Origin of the sequence: Burkholderia sp. Bp9004, assembly GCF_003858025.1 — a bacterium.
Lineage (GTDB): Bacteria > Pseudomonadota > Gammaproteobacteria > Burkholderiales > Burkholderiaceae > Burkholderia > Burkholderia diffusa.
On record NZ_QTQD01000006.1, the window covers coordinates 1 to 17,611 of the forward strand.

Consider the following 17,611-nt stretch of genomic DNA (forward strand, 5'->3'; position numbering starts at 1 on the left):
GTCATGCCCATCGGCGAAGACAGTCAACTTGTCAGTCCAATCGCGGAACAACTTGGCAGACTGGTACGACTGCGGGCCAGACCAGACAAGGCCCCAATGCTGAGCGGCGACTTCAAAGCCGTCACAATACGGGCAGGGCACGATGGATGTGCCCCAGCTTTCGGCAAAGCCGGGAACAGCAGGCATCTGGTCGACAACGCCATAGCTCAGGATCAAACGGCGCGCCCTTAGGCTTTCGTGATCGTCGGTGACGACGCAGAAATCGTCGATGGCGCCAGACACGCTCTCCGCCCGGGCATCGACCAGCCGGATCGTTGGATAGCGCACCAGCTGCTGCCGCGCCTCGACAAGGATGTCTAGCGGCGGTTTGTGATCGTGGCCGAGCAAGCCATGCGAGTGCCCGGCAAAGCGGTTGCGCGGCCGGCCGGTATCGAGAACGGTGACCTTGCGGCGGGCACGGCCGAGCTGCAGGGCGGCGGCGAGACCGGCAAAGCTGCCGCCGATGATGATGACGTCATTCATGGTGATCGGCTCCGGGTTGTGGATGGAGGGGGCTGGGCGTGGTGTGCAATATCGCCCGGCGATACGCGCTTGAGACGGTCAGCGAGCAGGGCTTCGGCATTGGCGAGAAAGTTGCCCATGCTGTATTGACCGGCTCGACAATGCCGCTCGATATCGCCGGGCGGCCCGGGGAAACCTGATCTGGACAACCGGTTCAAACCTGCCCTTGACGTGCACATTGCGATACCACATGGTATCCTAATGCTCGAATTTGAATACTGTCAAGTACTGGAATTGTCGTGACCGAAAACAGCCACGGCCGGCGCGGCCGGCCCGCCAACGAGGCGCTTCGCCAAACGATTGTCGACGCCGCCTGCGAACTCTTTGTGGAATTGGGGTTTCAAGCGACGACCATGGACAAAGTCGCCCAGCGGGCGAAGATATCCAAGCTCAGCATCTATCGGCACTTCGAGAACAAGGAGGCGCTGTTCAGCGCGGCCATGGTGGCCCGCTGTGATCAGTTTGCACCGCAGGCCCTTTCTGAAGGCGTCGACGGTTCGGCCGAAGATCAGCTCATGGTGGTGGGATCATCCCTGCTTCGCACGCTGTTGAGCCCCGATGTCCGCAGTGTGGAAGCCATGGTTTTGGCCGACAAGACGAATCAAAAGTCGTTAAGCAAGCTTCATTACGAAGCCGGGCCCGCCCGTGTCATCGCCCACATCGAGGCCGTGTTGCTTCAGCTGCACGCGAAAGGGCTGCTGAACGTACCCGATCCTCTCCGGTCCGCCCGCTTGTTTGCCGCGCTTTTCAAAGGATCCGATCTACTGCTTATCGCACGCTTCGATGAGGCGAGAGCAGAGGACAGCAACGAAATCGAATCCTACTGCCGGTCGGCCGTCACCATGTTCATCGCCTCGCACGGTGACATCTAAGGGTGAGCTAACGCGGCTTGATGAAGAACCCGCAGAGTTGCACACGCTGTTCGCCTTGAGCAATCTGTGGATGACGCGCGAACGACTGATGCGCGAGGCCGCTACATGAGCGCAAAGGCTGCCCGCGCAGGCAGGCATCCTTGCACGGCTTAAGCCGCCTCACGAACTCAGGGGTCTAAGCGTCCGCAGAGGCCGATGACTTGTCCTCCAGGCGACGGCACGGAATGACCGCTCCACTCCGATACCTACCCTTAGGACAGAGACTGCTCGACCGGCTGCAACGGGTTGGCAAGCGACGTCCACGGAAATCCACGAAGAACCAAAAAAGAGGCGGGGCTTGCACCCCGCCTCTTCGGCTCCGTCATGATGCCCCGACTCTTAACCCTTCAAAAAGCCGGTGGAAATCCAAGGCACGGCGGCGATCATCGTGATCCCAATAAACAACGCGGCCATATAACCCATGATGGGTCGGATGCCCAGATTCGGCGAGATCTTGCTGACTGCACACGCCCCATAGTAGCCGACTCCGAACGGCGGCGAGAACAGCCCCAGTCCCATCGAGAGAATCACGACCATTGCATATTGAACTTCGTGGATGCCAACAGCTCGAGCAATCGGGAACAGTAACGGGCCGAAGAGCACGATTGCAGGGATTCCTTCAAGGACGCTACCCAATATGATGAACATGAAGATTGACACGACCATGAAGGAGAATGCGCCGCCAGGCAGATGCTGCATGAAGTCGGCCAGTCCATGGGAGAAGCCAGACTGGGTGAGCGCCCACGCCATCGCGGTAGCCGTACCAATGATGATAAGGATAGCTCCCGAAAGAGCAGCCGTCTCCACGAGCATGGGGCCGATTCGCTTCCAATTGAAGCATCGATACACCAAGAGTCCGGCGACGACGGCATAGGCGATTCCAACCGTTGAGACCTCCGTTGCCGTTGCCACTCCCTCTACCACCGCCAAACGGATGACAACCGGAAGTGCGAGTGCCGGGATCGATACCACAAACGCTTTCCCGACAAAGGACCACGCGGGTCTCCCGGACGACGTGGGTTCAGTCTTTCGAGCCCGCCACCAGACGAGCATGCATAACATGAACGCCAGTACAAGGCCCGGCAACAGACCGCCCGTAAAGAGCGCAGAGATTGATACCCCCGTAACCGATCCGATCGTGATGAGCACAATGCTTGGTGGGACCGTCTCAGTTTGCGCGCCGGTAGCCGATAGCAACGCCACGAGCTCGCCGGGATTCTCGCCACGCTTCTTCATCTCAGGGAACAGAATCGGAGCAACAGCTGCCATATCGGCTGCCTTCGAGCCGGAGATCCCCGAAATCAGATACATCGCACCGACCAAGACATAGTAAAGACCACCGCGCACATGGCCCAGCAACGATGCCAGGAAGTTGATCATCGCCCGTGCCATCCCTGTCATCTCAATGAGAAGCCCGAGGAAAATAAACATCGGCACCGCCAACAGAAGGATTTGAGACATTCCTTCGTCCATGCGGCTGACGACGATTTCCAGCGGCATGGAGGTTGACATTGAAAGGTAAGCAAACACGGAAAGACCGAAGGAGAATGCGATGGGCATGCCGCTCAAGACCGTGAAGCCGACCACTCCAACGAAGAAAATCACCAGGTTAAGGTTTCCAAGCGATTGCAAAACGGGTCCGGCATGTTCCAACGCAAACACACTTACTAGCGACACCGCAACCCCAGCGATAGCGGTCCTCCAGCCGATTGCTAACAACTTGACCACGCAGATCAGCAGCATCGACACAACCCCGAAGATGATAGCCGCAACGCGTACGCCGTCATTGATCTCCATTGTCGGGGTCAAAATGTCCCACTGCTGCTTGATGTAAGCGATCGATGGAACAAGTATGAGCCCGAGAAAAAGCATGCTCGCCACCGTCGAAATGGTGTCCCAGAACGGATCCCAGTGCTCGCCCATGCGGTTGACAAGTGCCGTCATGCGCATGTGGCTTCCTCGGTGCAACGCCGTAGCGGCACCTGTCATTGCTAGCCAGAGAAACAGGATGGCAGCGAGTTCGTCGCTCCAGATTAACGGGTGGTGCAGGACATAACGAGCAACAACGCCACTGAAAAGCAGGATAACTTCTGCTAGCACCAGCAGTGCCGCAGGCACAGAGACGATTACGCCAAGCGCAAAGTCCACACGGGACAGCCAGCGTGGCATAGTCTTCGTTGCGTGATGGACTGTTGCGCTGGTCTGTTGTTCGAGTGCGTCATCCACGTCTTTCAGCATTTGCGTTCTCATGCGAGCTTCCCCGTGTATTTCTCCATGAGACTCCATTCTTCGTCTCCGAAGAATTGCTTCTGCTCCGTGTAGAAGTTCGCGGATTTCAGGGTTTGGCGGAACGCGTTCGTGTCAGCGGTGTTAAACGCAAGCCCTCTGCCCGCAAGCGTCTTTTGCAGGGAGGCGTTCAACTGGATCACGTCTTGTCGTTGCTTCAGTGCCCCCGCATTGAGGTGCTTTGAGACGATGTCACGGACGGTGGGCGGCATTTTTTCCCACGCTGTCTTGTTACCCAAGAACCAGTAGCCGTCCCACATGTGGTTTGTCATCGAGCAGTATTTCTGGACTTCATAAAGCTTCGCGGCGTCTACTACAGCCAGCGCGTTCTCCTGTCCGTCGACGACCTTTGTCTGCAATGAGGAATAGACTTCGTTGAAGCTGATCGACGCCGGGGCGGCGGAAAGCGACTTGAACAGCGAGATCCAGAGACGACCACCCGGCACCCGGATTTTCATGCCCTGCAGGTCAGCAGGAGTCTTGATGGGCTTCGTACTGGTCGTGATCTGGCGGAACCCATTGTTCCAGATCTTGTCCTGAACAACCAGATTCGCCTTTCCAATAAGCCCGCGAATATGGGCGCCAAGGTCACCATCGAATGCCGCGAATACCTGGTCATAGTCTTTATACGCGAAGCCGACGCCAGAAATGGATGCCTTCGGAACCAGAGTCGACAAGGTATTTGCGCCCGACACCGTATAAAACTCCAGTGCCCCAGCTCGCAACTGCGAGAACATGTCCGGGTCGCCACCGAGCTGATTATTCGGAAACACCCGAAGGTCGACTCGACCATCTGTCTCCTTTTTGATCGCATCCGATGCCTCTTGGATGCGCACGTTCAGAGGGTGAGTTGCCGGTAGGTTCGTCCCGACCTTATAGGAAAATTCTGCAGCATTGGCGCGCCGAATCCACGGACCATCCAGGAGGCCTGTCGCCGCAACAACGGCTGCTCCGGTTCCGGTGATGAGAAAGTTTCTACGGGTGAATCCCATGTTCGTCTCCAACAATTTTGATAATCGTCCGTCAAGGACTTGCGCTTTATATGCTTGCTCGCCCTTCCCCGACGCGATGGGTCGAAGGAGCGGTATGGTGCGCTTTTGATTTGACGCGCCTGTCAGGTTAGTGCGCGTATTTAGAGTAGCGGACGTGTCGCCTCACAACAAACGACTTTATTTCGACCTATGGTGAGAAAAAATCGCTGGCTCGAATTCGAGAGGCGACGGGTTCAACAGATACTCCCCCGCGAAGCAGCGACCGCGGACTGTGAACACCGTGGCGTGCAGTGTTGGTGACCGCGTATTGGGGAAATCCCGCTCTGGCTTCGCCGCAGGGCGGCGGCCCTGGACGCGCGGTCTCTTCGCTTGCGCGAACCTCACTCACAACCAGTCGCGGCCCCAAAAGTCGGGGACTACGCCGGAATTAGCGATCTGCTTAAAAACCGCTTCTACGGTGAAAAAAAATCGGCACGTGGACGGAGCTGCCTAGCGCCATCGCCACTGATCGCAGTGATAGGTCCGATAGCCTTTGGCTTCGCGACATCGCTGAGCGCTACTGGTGAGCGCAAGGATTGAGCGTGTCCGCTCCTCAAGCCACGCACCGCTAGATTATTTTGCGCTGCTACCGGTGCCGCTTGCCGCGATTGACGGACGTAAATGAACGAAAGAAGCCGGGGGCCTATAACGGGCGCATCGACTCGCTCTCGACGGCCTGGCGAAAGGTCTTCGGCTTCACGCACGGCATTGTGCTCGTCGACGCCTTCTTCGAGAACGTCCAGCTTGATGGTCAGCGCGTGGGGCTGCGCTTCGACCGAGCGCCCCCACAGCCTATGCAGGTTGCGTGCTTGTGGACGCGCACCGAGATCCCGGACGCGGACGATCTGTGGTCGATCGCGGTGGTCACCGATGATCCGCCGCCCGAAGTAGCGGCGGCCGGTCACAAGTATTTTTCTTTACAATCATGGCCTTGGACCATCACGCAGGGAAGCACGTCATCCCGCGCGCCGACGAACCGATCGGCGACAAGATGCGCAGCCGCATCGTCGTGGACGTCAGCGCACGACGCCGGCAACGGCAATCCGTCGATTCGATTCAGGCCGGCGGCTCGTGCGTCGAGACCGCCCGCACCAATTTATCCAGGAGACCTCATGACCGCTGCAGACAACGCGCCCGTCAGCCGCTTTCCCGTGCCGACACTCGAAGACCTGCCCGACGACATTCGCGAACGGATCGCGGCCGTCCAGGAGAAATCGGGCTTCGTCCCGAACGTATTCCTCACGCTCGCGCATCGCCCGGACGAGTTTCGCGCGTTCATGGCATACCATGATGCGCTGATGGACAAGCCGGGCAACCTCACCAAGGCCGAACGCGAGATGATCGTCGTGGCCACCAGCAGCGTGAACCAGTGTCAGTACTGCGTGATCGCGCACGGCGCGATCCTGCGCATTCGCGCGAAGGATCCGCTGATCGCCGACCAGGTCGCGACCAACTATCGCAAGGCCGACATCACCGCTCGACAGAAGGCGATGCTCGACTTCGCGATGAAGGTTTCGCAGACCGCGCACCAAGTGGGCGAAGCGGACTTCGATACGCTGAAGTCGCATGGCTTCACCGACGAGGACGCCTGGGACATCGCGGCGATCTCGGCGTTCTTCGGGATGTCGAATCGCATCGCGAACGTGACCAACATGCGGCCCAACGCGGAGTTCTACGCGCTAGGGCGCTGAAGGCGGCCGGCAACGGCGATCGTGATCGAAGACCGGCGTGCATGCGACCGGGCGTCATCCGGTCGCCGCGCGTCGGCGGGGCGGCGGCGCCGCGCTCGAGCGAACCCGCGCTGCCCCGGCTCCCAGACTCACCCGACCTTCTTCAACGCCTGCAGCCCCTCCGGCAACTTCGCGTCCGGGAACATCGTCGACAGCGTCGTATCGCGCCACCGCGCCGCCTCCTCTGCACGCTGCGCTTCCGCCTGCTCGCACACGAACAGCGCATCGCCGCCGAGCAGCAGACGCATCGGCACGTCGTCGCGACGCGACAACTCGACGATCAGCTTCGCGATCCGCGCCGGATCGCCGACCTCGTGGCCGCCGTACGCGCCGAGCAATTCGAGAATCTTCCCGACCGACGGCTGATAGTCGGGCAGCAGGCCGTCGACCTCGCGCTTCGCCTGCGCGGCCCATTCGGTGCGCATCCCGCCCGGCTCCAGCGTGCAGACGCGCACGCCGAACGGCGCGACTTCCTTCGACAGCACGTCGCTGAACCCGCCGACCGCCCACTTCGCGGCCTGATACGCGGACAGGCCGGGCGTCGACGTGCGCCCGCCGACCGACGACACCTGGAAGATGTGGCCCGCGCGCTGCGCACGCATCGTCGGCAGCACCGCACGCGTCAGGTTGACCACGCCGAACAGGTTCGTTTCGATCTGGTCGCGGAAGTCATCGGCGCCGATCTGCTCGAACGGCGCCGTATGACCGTAGCCCGCGTTGTTCACCAGCACATCGATGCGGCCGAACGCGTCGCGGGCAGCCGCAACCGCATGCGCGGCCGCCGCTGCGTCGGTCACGTCGAGTTCAATCGGCAGCAGCCGGTCGCCGTACCGTTCTTCCAGATCCGCGAGCCGCGCGGGATCGCGCGCACCGGCCGCCAGACGATCGCCCGCCGCCAGCACCGCTTCCGCGATCGAGCGCCCCAGGCCGCGTGCGGCCCCTGTTACCAGCCAGACTTTCGACATTTTCCACTCCTCGACAAGGTTGAAATCACAAAATGAATGATTACTCACTCATTAATACAGGCGCTGAAACGGTGACTTTCACCGTGCCGCGCCCTGCCTGAAACCGCCTTCCGCCGCGGCGGATGCGCCCGATCCGAACGCGCCGCCGCTCACCCGTCTCCCGCCATCCGCCATCCGCCAGGCAGCCCGCCCGGCGAGCCGTCCGCTCAAACCGCGTGCAACACGGCCCACAACGCACGAAACCCCGCTTCCCGGTATCCGTCGGCCAGCGCCGGATCGCGCGCGATCGATTCCATCGCCGTTTCCGCGATCGACGTGAACAGCGCCGCGCAGAACGCGTGCGCATCGTCGGCCTTCAGCCCGCCCGCAGCCGCAACCTGCGCGCGCAGCAGCGAGCTGATCGCGCCGAACCCTTCGGCCCCGGCCGCGCGATGCGCGTCGTCGATGCGGCCGCTCACGCCGAGCTGCTGCAGCGCGCGGCGCCCGTCCGGATTCGCGACGCCCCACGACACATAGCCGTTCCACGCATGCCGCATCGCCTGTTCGGCCGGCGCGTGTTCCGGAAACCCGGTCATCATCGCCTCGCGCATCTCGGCCTTCAGGCTCAGGTACAGCGCATTCAGCAGCGCATCCTTGGTCTCGAAATAGGTAAACACCGTGCCTTCCGCGACGCCGGCGAGCCGGGCGATGCGCGCGGTGGTCGCGCTCGCGCCGTCCTCCGCGAGCGCGCGGGCGGCGGCGGCGAGGATGGCGTCGTGCTTGTCGGGACTGCGCGGTCGGGCCACGTTCGATTCCTTTAATGAGTGAGCGCTCAATCATAATCGCAGCATGCGTGCCATGCAAGCGCTGTTACGACACGGGAACACATACACAATCGATCAAAAGCGTGCACTATTAGCGTTTTCACGTACTGGCGCGCCAACGCACCGGCGCCCGGCGCTTCGACGTTCGTTCCACGCTCACACCGCTTCAGACCGCGATCCACTCATGACGAATAAGCCCAACCAGACCGAAGCCGACCAGCCCGTCGACATGATCATCTTCGGCGGCGGCGGCGACCTGGCCGCCCGCAAGCTGTTGCCCGCGCTGTACATGGCGCACCTGCACTGCAACCTGCCGCCGGAGACGCGCATCATCGCGGTCGGCCGGCGCGACTGGGGCATCGACGGCTATCGCAAGTTCATGGACGAGCAATCGCGCCCGTTCATCGACGACAAGGCGTTCAACGCCGACGCATGGGCCCGCTTCCTCGACCTGTTCAAGTACGTGCTGATCGACGTGAACGCGCCGGAAGACTACGCACGGCTCGCCGACGCGGCGCGCGGCGATGCGATCCGCGTGTTCTACCTGTCGACGTCGCCGGAGCTGTTCACGACGATCTGCGACAACCTGTCGGCCGCGCACCTCGTCGATGCGCGCTCGCGCGTCGTCCTCGAAAAGCCGCTCGGCCACGATCTCGCGTCGGCGCAGGCGATCAACGATGCGGTCGGCAAGCATTTCGCGGAATCGCAGATCTACCGGATCGACCATTACCTCGGCAAGGAAACCGTGCAGAACCTGATGGTGCTGCGCTTCGGCAACCCGATCTTCGGGCCGCTGTGGCAGGCGCCGAGCATTCGCAGCGTGCAGATCACGGTGGCGGAGACGGTCGGCGTCGGCAGCCGCGCGGGCTTCTACGACCATACCGGCGCGCTGCGCGACATGGTGCAGAATCACCTGCTGCAACTGCTGTGCATCGTCGCGATGGAACCGCCGGTGTCGCTCGACCCGGACGCGGTGCGCGACGAGAAGCTGAAGGTGCTGCGCTCGCTGCGGCCGATGGCGCTGTCGGACGTCGCGCGCGACACGGTGCGCGGCCAGTACACGGCCGGCGCGGTCGACGGACAGCCGGTCAAGGGCTATCTTGAGGAGGACAACGTGCCGGCGGACAGCCACGCGGAAACCTTCGTCGCGCTGCGCGCGCACATCAACAACTGGCGCTGGGCGAACGTGCCGTTCTTCCTGCGCACCGGCAAGCGGCTGCAGCGCCGCCAGTCGGAAATCGTGATCGAGTTCGCGGACATGCCGTTCTCGATCATCCCGAGCGGCCCGCGCCACTACAGCAACCGCCTCGTGATCCAGCTCCAGCCGGAAGAGTCGATCCAGTTGCAGATGCTCGCGAAGGAGCCGGGCAGCGGGATGAAGATGGTGCCCGTGAGCCTGAACCTCGACCTGCAGCAGGCGATTCCGGAGCGGCGCGCGGAAGCGTACGAACGGCTGCTGATCGACGTGATCCGCGGCCGCCTCACGCACTTCATGCGCCGCGACGAGCTCGAAGCCGCATGGTCGTGGGTCGAACCGATCCTCGACGGCTGGAAGCAGCTCGGCGATCGCCCGCGCCTCTACACCGCGGGCACGTTCGGACCGGCGGCATCGTCGGCGCTGCTGGCGCGCGACAACATGTCGTGGTCTGAGGAAGCGTAAGCCTTGCACGACGGCGTGCCCGCGGCGCAAGCGCCGTGCGGCACGCCGGGTCACGCCGGCGCCCGAAGCCGGTCGCCCGCGTCCCTTCCAGCGCGCCGCCGCTACAGCGGCCCCATCCACGCAGCCTTGCGCCGCGTCGGCCCATCGCTGCCGCTGCTCCCGCCGCCCAGCACCTCGATCATGTAATCGACGAACGACGCGATCCGCGACGAGATCGCAGTGTTCCGGTAATACACCGCGTTGATCGGCTGCTCGACCTCGAGCGTCTGCCGCGCGAGCACCTGCACGAGCCGGCCGGCCTCGCGATCCTGCGCGGTCATGAAGTCCGACAGGCACACCACGCCCGCCCCCTCCAGCGCGAGCTGCCGCAGCGTCTCGCCGCTCGACGACCAGATGCCGGGCTCGATGCGGCTCGGCTCGCCGTCCGCGCCGAGGATCGGCCACACGTTCAGCGATTCGGGCTGCGTGAAACCGAGCAGCGTGTGCTTGCCGAGATCCTCCACCTTGCGCGGCTGGCCGTGCGCTTCGATGTACGCGGGGCTCGCGAGGATGCGCAACCGGCTGTTGCCGATCCGCCGGCTGTGCAGCGTCGAATCCTTCAGGCGGCCGATCCGGATCGCGACGTCGGTGCGCCGCTCGAGCAGGTCGATGATCCCCTCGTTGCTGTTCAGCTCCAGCTCGACCTTCGGAAAGCGTTCACGGTAGCCGCGCACGAGCGGCACGATCACATGCAGCATGAACGGCGTCGCGGCATCGACGCGCAGCCGCCCCGACGGCATCTCGCGCCGCGCGAGCATCTGCTCCTCGGCGTTCTCGACCGATTCGATGATCGCGCGCGCATCCTGCAGGAACGCGCGCCCCTCTTCGGTCAGTTCGAGCCGGCGCGTGGTCCGGCGCAGCAGCGTGGTCTTCAGCTTCTCCTCGAGCCGCGCAAGCGTGCGGCTCGCCGCCGACACAGTGACGTCGAGCTGCTGCGCGGCGGCGGTGATCGAACCGGTGTCGACCACGGCGGCAAAGGCCTGGAGTTCGTCGAGCGTGATTTTCATTGTTGACCTGAAATCAAAACAATTTGGTTTATAGACCAGTTTTTCAGCAAAAGTAAAGGCGGCACACTGCGATCCATTCTTACTGGAACCTGGATCCCGCCATGCCACTCGCCCTGCTTGCGCTGACCATCAGCGCCTTTGCCATCGGCACGACCGAATTCGTGATCGTCGGGCTGATCCCGACGATCGGCGCCGATCTCGGCGTCAGCCTGCCGTCGGCTGGCCTGCTCGTCAGCCTCTACGCGCTGAGCGTCGCGATCGGCGCACCGCTCCTCACCGCACTCACCGGCCGCGTGCCGCGCAAAACGCTGCTCGCCGCGCTGATGGCGCTGTTCACGATCGGCAACCTCGTCGCCTGGCAGGCGCCGGGCTACGAATCGCTGATCGTCGCGCGCGTGCTCACCGGCCTTGCGCACGGCGTGTTCTTCTCGGTCGGCTCGATCATCGCGACCACGCTCGTGCCGAAGGACAAGGCCGCCAGCGCGATCGCGACGATGTTCAGCGGCATGACCGTCGCGTTCGTCGCCGGCATCCCGCTCGGCACCTTCATCGGTCAGCACTTCGGCTGGCGCGCGACGTTCCTGATCGTCGCGCTGTTCGGCCTCGTCGCGTTCCTCGGCGCCGTGGCCTTCGTGCCGCGCGGCCTTCCGCGGACGCCGCCGGCGCCGCTCGCCCGTCAGTTCCGCGTGCTGGCCCAGCCGCGCCTGCTGCTCGTCTATGCGATGACGGCGGTCGGCTACGGCGGCTCGCTGATCGCGTTCACCTACATGGCACCGCTGCTCGAACAAATTGCCGGCTTCACGCCGTCGCAGGTCAGCCTCGTGCTCGTCGGCTACGGCGTGTCGGTCGCGTTCGGCAACGTGTGGGGCGGCAAGCTCGCCGACCGCGTCGGCCCGGTCAAGGCGCTCAAGCAGATCTTCCTGCTGCTCGCGATCGTGCTGCTCGCACTGACCTTCACGGTGCACGTGAAGTGGCTCGCGGTGCTGACGATGCTCGCGTGGGGCGCGGTCGCATTCGGCAACGTGCCGGGCCTGCAGGTGTACGTCGTCAAGCAGGCGCGCCACTTCGCGCCGGACGCCACCGACGTTGCATCGGGCTTCAACATCGCCGCGTTCAACCTCGGCGTCGCCGGCGGCTCGTCGCTCGGCGGCCTGATCGTCGCGAACGTCGGCCTCGGCCACACGCCGTGGATCGCCGCCGTCGTCACGCTCGGCGCGTTCGCGCTGACCGCGCTGAGCGGCCGCCTCGATCGCGGCCAGGGCCTGCCCGAACGCACGGCCGAACCCGTCGAACTCGCCCATTGAACGTCACTTTCTGCAGGAGCCGCACAGCATGAACGCATCGACCCGACGTCCGCCGTTCGCCGGCAAGACTTTCGAAGTCCGTTACGACGGCCTCACCGCCCTCAACGCGTATGACGAGGACGGCCTCCACATGCGCTACGAGATCACCGAAGGCGCGTACGCCGGCGCGACGGGCGAAGTCGCCTTCACGTGGCAGCACGTCGCCGGCGAGACCTACGCGATCTCGTGGCAGGAAGCCGACCGCGCGACGGTCGTGCACCTCGACGATTTTGCCGCCGGCACGTCGCGCTCGTTCTTCACCGCGTCGTCGCTCGACTTCTACCGGCTCGAAGGCAGCCTGCGCGCGATCTGAACGGAGACGCCCGACCATGTCCACTTCACTCGACAAGCTCGCCGAAGGCGGCTTCACCATCGGCATCGAACTGCCGCTCGACAACGACTGGTCGCCGGCCGGCGACGCGAAGCGCCAGCATGACGGCCGCCGCCCCGGCGTGCCCGACCTGGAAATCCACGCGGAGCTCGCGCAACTGGCCGACACGCTCGGCTTCCGCGCGCTCTGGGTGCGCGACGTGCCGGTGTACGACCCGTCGTTCGGCGACGCCGCGCAGGTGTTCGAGACCTTCTCGTATCTCGGCTACCTCGCCGGCATCACGCGCGACATCCTGCTCGGCACGGCGGCCGTCGTGCTGCCGCTGCGCGAACCGCTGCTGACGCTGAAATCGGCCGCGACGATCCAGGAACTGAGCGGCGGCCGCCTGCTGCTCGGCGTCGCGAGCGGCGACCGGCCGGTCGAATATCCGCTGTTCGGCCGCGATTTCGCATCGCGCGGCGCCAACTTCCGCGACCAGATCGCGCTGCTGCGCGACGGCGCGCGCGCGCATCTGCCGCCCGGGCTCGACGTGCTGCCCGCCGCGCGCTCGACGGTGCCGCTGCTCGTCGCGGGCCTCGCGCAGCAGACGCCCGCATGGATCGGCGAGCACATGGACGGCTGCCTCGCGTATCCGGGCACGCCGGCCGATCACCTGCAGCGCGTCGCGAACTGGCGCGCGGTGGCCGGCAACAAGCCGTACGTGAGCTTCATCCACCTCGACCTCGCGGAAGATCCGCACGAGCCGCTGCAGCGGCACCGCTTCGGCGCGCGCGCCGGACGCATCGCGCTGACGGAGGAGCTCGCAGCGATGCGCGCCGCCGGCGTGCAGCACATCGGCCTGCATTTCCGCCGCAACCGCCGCCCGCTCGACGAGACGCTGGCCGAGATCGCGTCGGACGTGCTGCCGGTGTTCCATGCGAATGCCGCGGCCGATGCGAATGCGCTGACGGGCGCCGCCTGAGGCCGCCACGCCGCCAGCCAGCGGGATCCACGACCGATATTTGACTTGAAATCAAATATTTTTGACCTCTAAAGGCGTTTATCTCATCAGTCCAGGGCGCCAGAATGATTTCCATACCGCAATCGCTCCACCTCTTCCAGGAACACATGATGAGCAACATTCCCGCATTCGGCCTCGGCACCTTCCGCCTGCAAGGCCAGGTCGTCATCGACTCGGTCCGCAACGGCCTCGAGGTCGGCTACCGCGCGATCGACACCGCGCAGATCTACGGCAACGAAGCCGAAGTCGGCGAAGCGATCGCCGCATCGGGCGTGCGCCGCGAAGACCTGTTCCTCACGACGAAGATCTGGGTCGACAACTACGCGCCGGAAAAGCTGGTCGCCAGCCTCGAGGAAAGCCTGCGCAAGCTGCGCACCGACTACGTCGACCTGACGCTGATCCACTGGCCGGCTCCCGAGAGCGGCGTGTCGGTCCAGGCATTCATGACCGCGCTCGCCGACGCGAAGGTGAAGGGTCTCACGCGCCGGATCGGCATCTCGAACTTCAACATCGAACTGACGAAGGAAGCGATCGCGGTGGTCGGCAAGGATGCGATCGCGACGAACCAGATCGAACTGAGCCCGTACCTGCAGAACCGCAAGCTGGTCGAATTCCTGAACGGCGAAGGCATCCACGTGACGTCGTACATGACGCTCGCATACGGCAAGGTGCTCGGCGACCCGGTGATCGGTGCGATCGCGCAACGTCACGACGCGACGCCGGCGCAGGTCGCGCTGGCCTGGGCCCTGCAGCTCGGCTACTCGGTGATCCCGTCGTCGACGAAGCGCGAAAACCTCGCAAGCAACCTGCTCGCGCAAACGTTGCGCCTGACCGACGAGGACATGGCGCAGATCGCCGCGCTCGAACGCAACGGCCGCGAAGTCGACCCGGCCGGCCTCGCGCCGAAGTGGGACTAGGCCTGTTCCCGCTGATCACAGGCGCTGGCGCCGCCCCCTCAATCGAACCGTCCGCGGCCAGCCGGCCGCGGCACCGACAGGAATCCATCATGACCCAGGACCCGCTTTTCCAACCGCTGCAATTCGGCTCGCTGACACTGCCGAACCGCATCGTGATGCCGCCGATGACGCGTTCGCGCGCCAGCCAGCCCGGCGACGAAGCCAACGAACTGATGGCCGCGTATTACGCGCAGCGCGCGAGCGCGGGCCTGATCGTCAGCGAAGGCACCTACATCGCGCCGCTCGGCAAGGGCTACGCATGGACGCCCGGCATCCACACGCCGTCGCAGGTCGCCGGCTGGCGCAAGGTGACGGACGCCGTCCACGCAGCGCATGGCCGCATCTTCGCGCAGCTCTGGCACGTCGGCCGGCTGAGCCACACGAGCCTGCTCGGCGGCCGGCAACCCGTTTCGTCGTCGCCGCTCCAGGCGAAGGGCGTGAACGTGTTCGTCGCCGGTGAGGACGGCAGCACGCCGGGCTTCGTGCAGGCGTCCGAGCCGCGCGCGTTGTCCGTCGACGAAATCGGCGAGATCGTCGATCAATACCGCGCCGCCGCGCGCAACGCGATCGAAGCCGGTTTCGACGGCGTCGAGCTGCACGGCGCGAACGGCTATCTCGTGAACCAGTTCATCGACTCGAACGCGAACACGCGCACCGACGCGTACGGCGGCTCGCTCGACAACCGGCTGCGCTTCCTGCGCGAAGTCGCGCAGGCGCTGATCGAAGGCACCGGCGACGCGTCGCGCGTCGGCATCCGCCTCGCGCCGCTGACCACGCTGAACGGCTGCGTCGACGACGATCCCGAAACGACCTACCTCGCCGCCGCGAAGCTGCTCGGCGAACTCGGTGTCGGCTACCTGCACATCGCGGAAGCCGACTGGGACGACGCACCGCTGATGCCGGTCGAATTCAAGCAGCAGCTGCGTGCCGCGTATCCAGGCGTGCTGATCTACGCCGGCGCGTACACCGCCGAGCGCGCGCGGGAAGCAATCGCCGCCGGCTGGGCCGACCTCGTCGCCTTCGGCCGACCGTTCGTCGCGAACCCCGACCTGCCCGAGCGCCTGCGCACCGGCGCCGCGCTCACGCCGCACGACCGCAACACGCTGTTCGGCGGCGGCGCACGGGGCCTGACCGACTATCCGACGCTCGCGCAGGCCGCGGCCTGACCGCTCGACAAGAGTCCGACATGAGAATCACGTCCCCTTCCCGCCTGGGTTTCGGCACCGCGCCACTGGGCAACATGTATCGGGACATCCCGAACGAAGAAGCACTGGCCACCGTCGACGCGGCATGGGAAAGCGGTATCCGCTACTTCGACGCGGCGCCGCTGTATGGCGCCGGCCTCGCCGAGCTGCGCCTCGGTGAAGCGCTCGCCGGCCGGCCGCGTCATGAATATTCGCTCGGCACCAAGGTCGGCCGCCTCGTGCTCGACGAGCACGAGGATGCGTCGCAGCGCGATCTCGGCGAGAAGGGCGGCCTGTTCCGCCATGGCCTGCCGAACAAGATCGTCTACGACTACACGGAAGACGGCACGCTGCGCTCGATCGAAGCGAGCCTCGAGCGGCTGCGCACCGACCGCCTCGACACCGTGTGGATCCACGATCCGGCGATCGACTTCCACGGCGAGCGCTGGCTCGACGTGTTCGACGTCGCGATGTCGGGTGCGGCCAAGGCACTCACGCGGCTGCGCGACGAGAAGGTCATCAAGGGCTGGGGCCTCGGCGTGAACCGGATCGAGCCGTGCGAGCTCGCGCTCGAGCGCTCGGATCCGGACGGCTTCCTGCTCGCCGGCCGCTACACGCTGCTCGACCATGCCGGCGCGCTCGAACGGCTGATGCCGGAAAGCGCCGTGCGCAGCCTCGGCATCATCGTCGGCGGCCCGTACAACTCTGGCGTGCTCGCGGGCGGCACCCACTTCGAATACCAGCCGGCCACGCAGGAGATGCTCGATCGCGTCGCGCGCATCCGGCAGATCAGCGAGCAGTTCGGCGTCGATGTCCGCGCGGTGGCGCTGCAGTTCTCGCTCGCGCACCCGGCCGTCGCGGCCGTGATCCCCGGCGCGAGCCGGCCCGAGCGCATCGACGAGAACCTGCGGCTCGCGTCGGCGCCGATTCCGGCAAGCCTGTGGGACGCACTGAAGGCCGAGCGCCTGATCGCGGAACACGCGCCGACACCGGCCGGCGCGGCCTGATCCGCTTGCGCGCGACCGCCGCGACGAGCGGCCGCGCACATCCATTCCCGTGCAATCGCGGCGGCTATCGCCGCGATTGCCATTTCCGAATTGCAGCCTGCGCAATCGCCGTCTAACGTTCATAAGATCGACTTCGCACGACCGTCACCCGACCTGAAAGGACGCTCCGCCATGCCAAGCCGCTTTCCGAAACGCGACATGCTGCAGGCCCTCGCGGCCCTTTCGTTCGCGGCCTGCACCTTGCCGGCCCATGCCGACGATGCAACCGGTCTCGTGCCGCCCCAGCCGGCGTCGCCCGTGCTGTCGACGACCGCGACCGGCGTGCAGATCTACGCATGCGAATACGACGCCGGGCACCGGCTCGCGTGGGCATTCCAGCGCCCGGAAGCGATGCTGTTCGACGCCACCGGCGCGCTCGTCGTCCGGCACGGCGCGGGGCCGTCGTGGGAATCGCTCGACGGCAGCCGCATCACCGGCAAGAAGCTCGCGGAAACGCCCAGCGCGCACCCGGGCAGCATTGCGCAACTCCTGCTCGCCGCGACGCCGGCAGCAGCCGGCACGCTCGCCGGCGTGCGCTTCATACAGCGGCTCGATACCGTGGGCGGCACGCCGCCGGAGGCGACGTGTGCGACCGAACATGCGATCGGCCGCTTTCCGTATTTCGCGCGATATGTGTTCCTGAAGTAACGCGCGGCGGCATCCCGAAGCGCGGACGCCGCTACCGTGATGCTCACAAGTCCATTTGATCAGTCATCCTGCATTTACCGATCGTATGTCCGGCGTATTCATCGTCATCG

16 protein-coding genes and 1 pseudogene are annotated in these 17,611 nt (G+C 64.7%); 11 read left to right on the forward strand and 6 right to left on the reverse strand.

Annotated elements, in window-relative coordinates:
- Nucleotides 1–522, reverse strand: a 522-nt coding sequence (locus DIE08_RS09010; protein ID WP_148096080.1) for an NAD(P)/FAD-dependent oxidoreductase, incomplete at its 3' end; no start/stop codon positions are given.
- Between the two features lie 278 nt (nt 523–800).
- Here DIE08_RS09010 and DIE08_RS09015 point away from each other — a divergent pair.
- On the forward strand, nt 801–1,433 hold the full coding sequence (locus DIE08_RS09015; protein ID WP_089489828.1) for a TetR/AcrR family transcriptional regulator: 633 nt from the start codon (nt 801–803) through the stop codon (nt 1,431–1,433).
- Nucleotides 1,434–1,811: 378 nt separating this feature from the next.
- On the opposite strand, the gene DIE08_RS09025 is transcribed toward DIE08_RS09015, so the two are convergent.
- Both DIE08_RS09025 and DIE08_RS09030 read right to left on the reverse strand, forming a co-directional pair.
- Nucleotides 1,812–3,641, reverse strand: coding sequence for a TRAP transporter large permease subunit (locus tag DIE08_RS09025; RefSeq protein ID WP_239468998.1), 1,830 nt, complete (start codon nt 3,639–3,641; stop codon nt 1,812–1,814).
- Between the two features lie 77 nt (nt 3,642–3,718).
- A complete protein-coding gene (locus DIE08_RS09030) occupies nt 3,719–4,750 on the reverse strand; it encodes a TRAP transporter substrate-binding protein (RefSeq protein ID WP_124624309.1) in 1,032 nt (343 codons plus the stop codon).
- Nucleotides 4,751–5,397: 647 nt separating this feature from the next.
- On the opposite strand from DIE08_RS09030, the pseudogene DIE08_RS36700 reads away from it, so the two are divergent.
- Nucleotides 5,398–5,670: pseudogene (locus DIE08_RS36700) on the forward strand (SOS response-associated peptidase family protein); the annotation flags it as partial.
- Nucleotides 5,671–5,901: 231 nt separating this feature from the next.
- The gene (locus DIE08_RS09035; protein ID WP_124901678.1) at nt 5,902–6,480 is read left to right on the forward strand and encodes a peroxidase-related enzyme; all 579 of its coding nucleotides are present in this window, start codon (nt 5,902–5,904) and stop codon (nt 6,478–6,480) included.
- Nucleotides 6,481–6,608: 128 nt separating this feature from the next.
- Here DIE08_RS09035 and DIE08_RS09040 read toward each other — a convergent pair whose 3' ends face one another.
- A complete protein-coding gene (locus tag DIE08_RS09040; RefSeq protein ID WP_124901679.1) occupies nt 6,609–7,484 on the reverse strand; it encodes an SDR family NAD(P)-dependent oxidoreductase in 876 nt (291 codons plus the stop codon).
- A gap of 206 nt (nt 7,485–7,690) precedes the next feature.
- Nucleotides 7,691–8,269 carry a TetR/AcrR family transcriptional regulator gene (locus tag DIE08_RS09045; protein WP_059814978.1) on the reverse strand — a complete coding sequence of 193 codons (579 nt, stop codon included), beginning with the start codon at nt 8,267–8,269 and terminating at the stop codon, nt 7,691–7,693.
- Between the two features lie 202 nt (nt 8,270–8,471).
- Here DIE08_RS09045 and zwf point away from each other — a divergent pair, with 202 nt between their 5' ends.
- Nucleotides 8,472–9,947 carry a glucose-6-phosphate dehydrogenase gene (gene zwf / locus DIE08_RS09050; protein WP_124901680.1) on the forward strand — a complete coding sequence of 492 codons (1,476 nt, stop codon included), beginning with the start codon at nt 8,472–8,474 and terminating at the stop codon, nt 9,945–9,947.
- Nucleotides 9,948–10,048: 101 nt separating this feature from the next.
- On the opposite strand, the gene DIE08_RS09055 is transcribed toward zwf, so the two are convergent.
- Complete coding sequence (locus tag DIE08_RS09055) at nt 10,049–10,993, reverse strand: LysR family transcriptional regulator (protein ID WP_059608114.1); 945 nt, start codon at nt 10,991–10,993, stop codon at nt 10,049–10,051.
- Nucleotides 10,994–11,094: 101 nt separating this feature from the next.
- On the opposite strand from DIE08_RS09055, the gene DIE08_RS09060 reads away from it, so the two are divergent.
- From DIE08_RS09060 to DIE08_RS09090, 7 genes are all read left to right on the forward strand, one after another.
- Nucleotides 11,095–12,297: an MFS transporter gene (locus DIE08_RS09060; RefSeq protein ID WP_059528553.1), complete on the forward strand. Its 1,203-nt coding sequence runs from the start codon at nt 11,095–11,097 to the stop codon at nt 12,295–12,297.
- Between the two features lie 28 nt (nt 12,298–12,325).
- A complete protein-coding gene (locus tag DIE08_RS09065; RefSeq protein WP_124624323.1) occupies nt 12,326–12,649 on the forward strand; it encodes a MoaF-related domain-containing protein in 324 nt (107 codons plus the stop codon).
- Between the two features lie 16 nt (nt 12,650–12,665).
- Nucleotides 12,666–13,628 (forward strand): LLM class oxidoreductase, encoded by a 963-nt coding sequence (locus DIE08_RS09070; protein ID WP_124624326.1) that lies wholly within the window; start codon nt 12,666–12,668, stop codon nt 13,626–13,628.
- 149 nt (nt 13,629–13,777) lie between these two features.
- Nucleotides 13,778–14,584 (forward strand): 2,5-didehydrogluconate reductase DkgB, encoded by an 807-nt coding sequence (gene dkgB / locus DIE08_RS09075; RefSeq protein WP_124901681.1) that lies wholly within the window; start codon nt 13,778–13,780, stop codon nt 14,582–14,584.
- Between the two features lie 89 nt (nt 14,585–14,673).
- The gene (locus DIE08_RS09080) at nt 14,674–15,789 is read left to right on the forward strand and encodes an alkene reductase (protein ID WP_124901682.1); all 1,116 of its coding nucleotides are present in this window, start codon (nt 14,674–14,676) and stop codon (nt 15,787–15,789) included.
- A gap of 20 nt (nt 15,790–15,809) precedes the next feature.
- Complete coding sequence (locus DIE08_RS09085) at nt 15,810–16,814, forward strand: aldo/keto reductase (RefSeq protein ID WP_124901683.1); 1,005 nt, start codon at nt 15,810–15,812, stop codon at nt 16,812–16,814.
- Nucleotides 16,815–16,985: 171 nt separating this feature from the next.
- Nucleotides 16,986–17,501, forward strand: coding sequence for a DUF3455 domain-containing protein (locus tag DIE08_RS09090; RefSeq protein WP_124901684.1), 516 nt, complete (start codon nt 16,986–16,988; stop codon nt 17,499–17,501).
- Nucleotides 17,502–17,611: the final 110 nt, after the last annotated feature.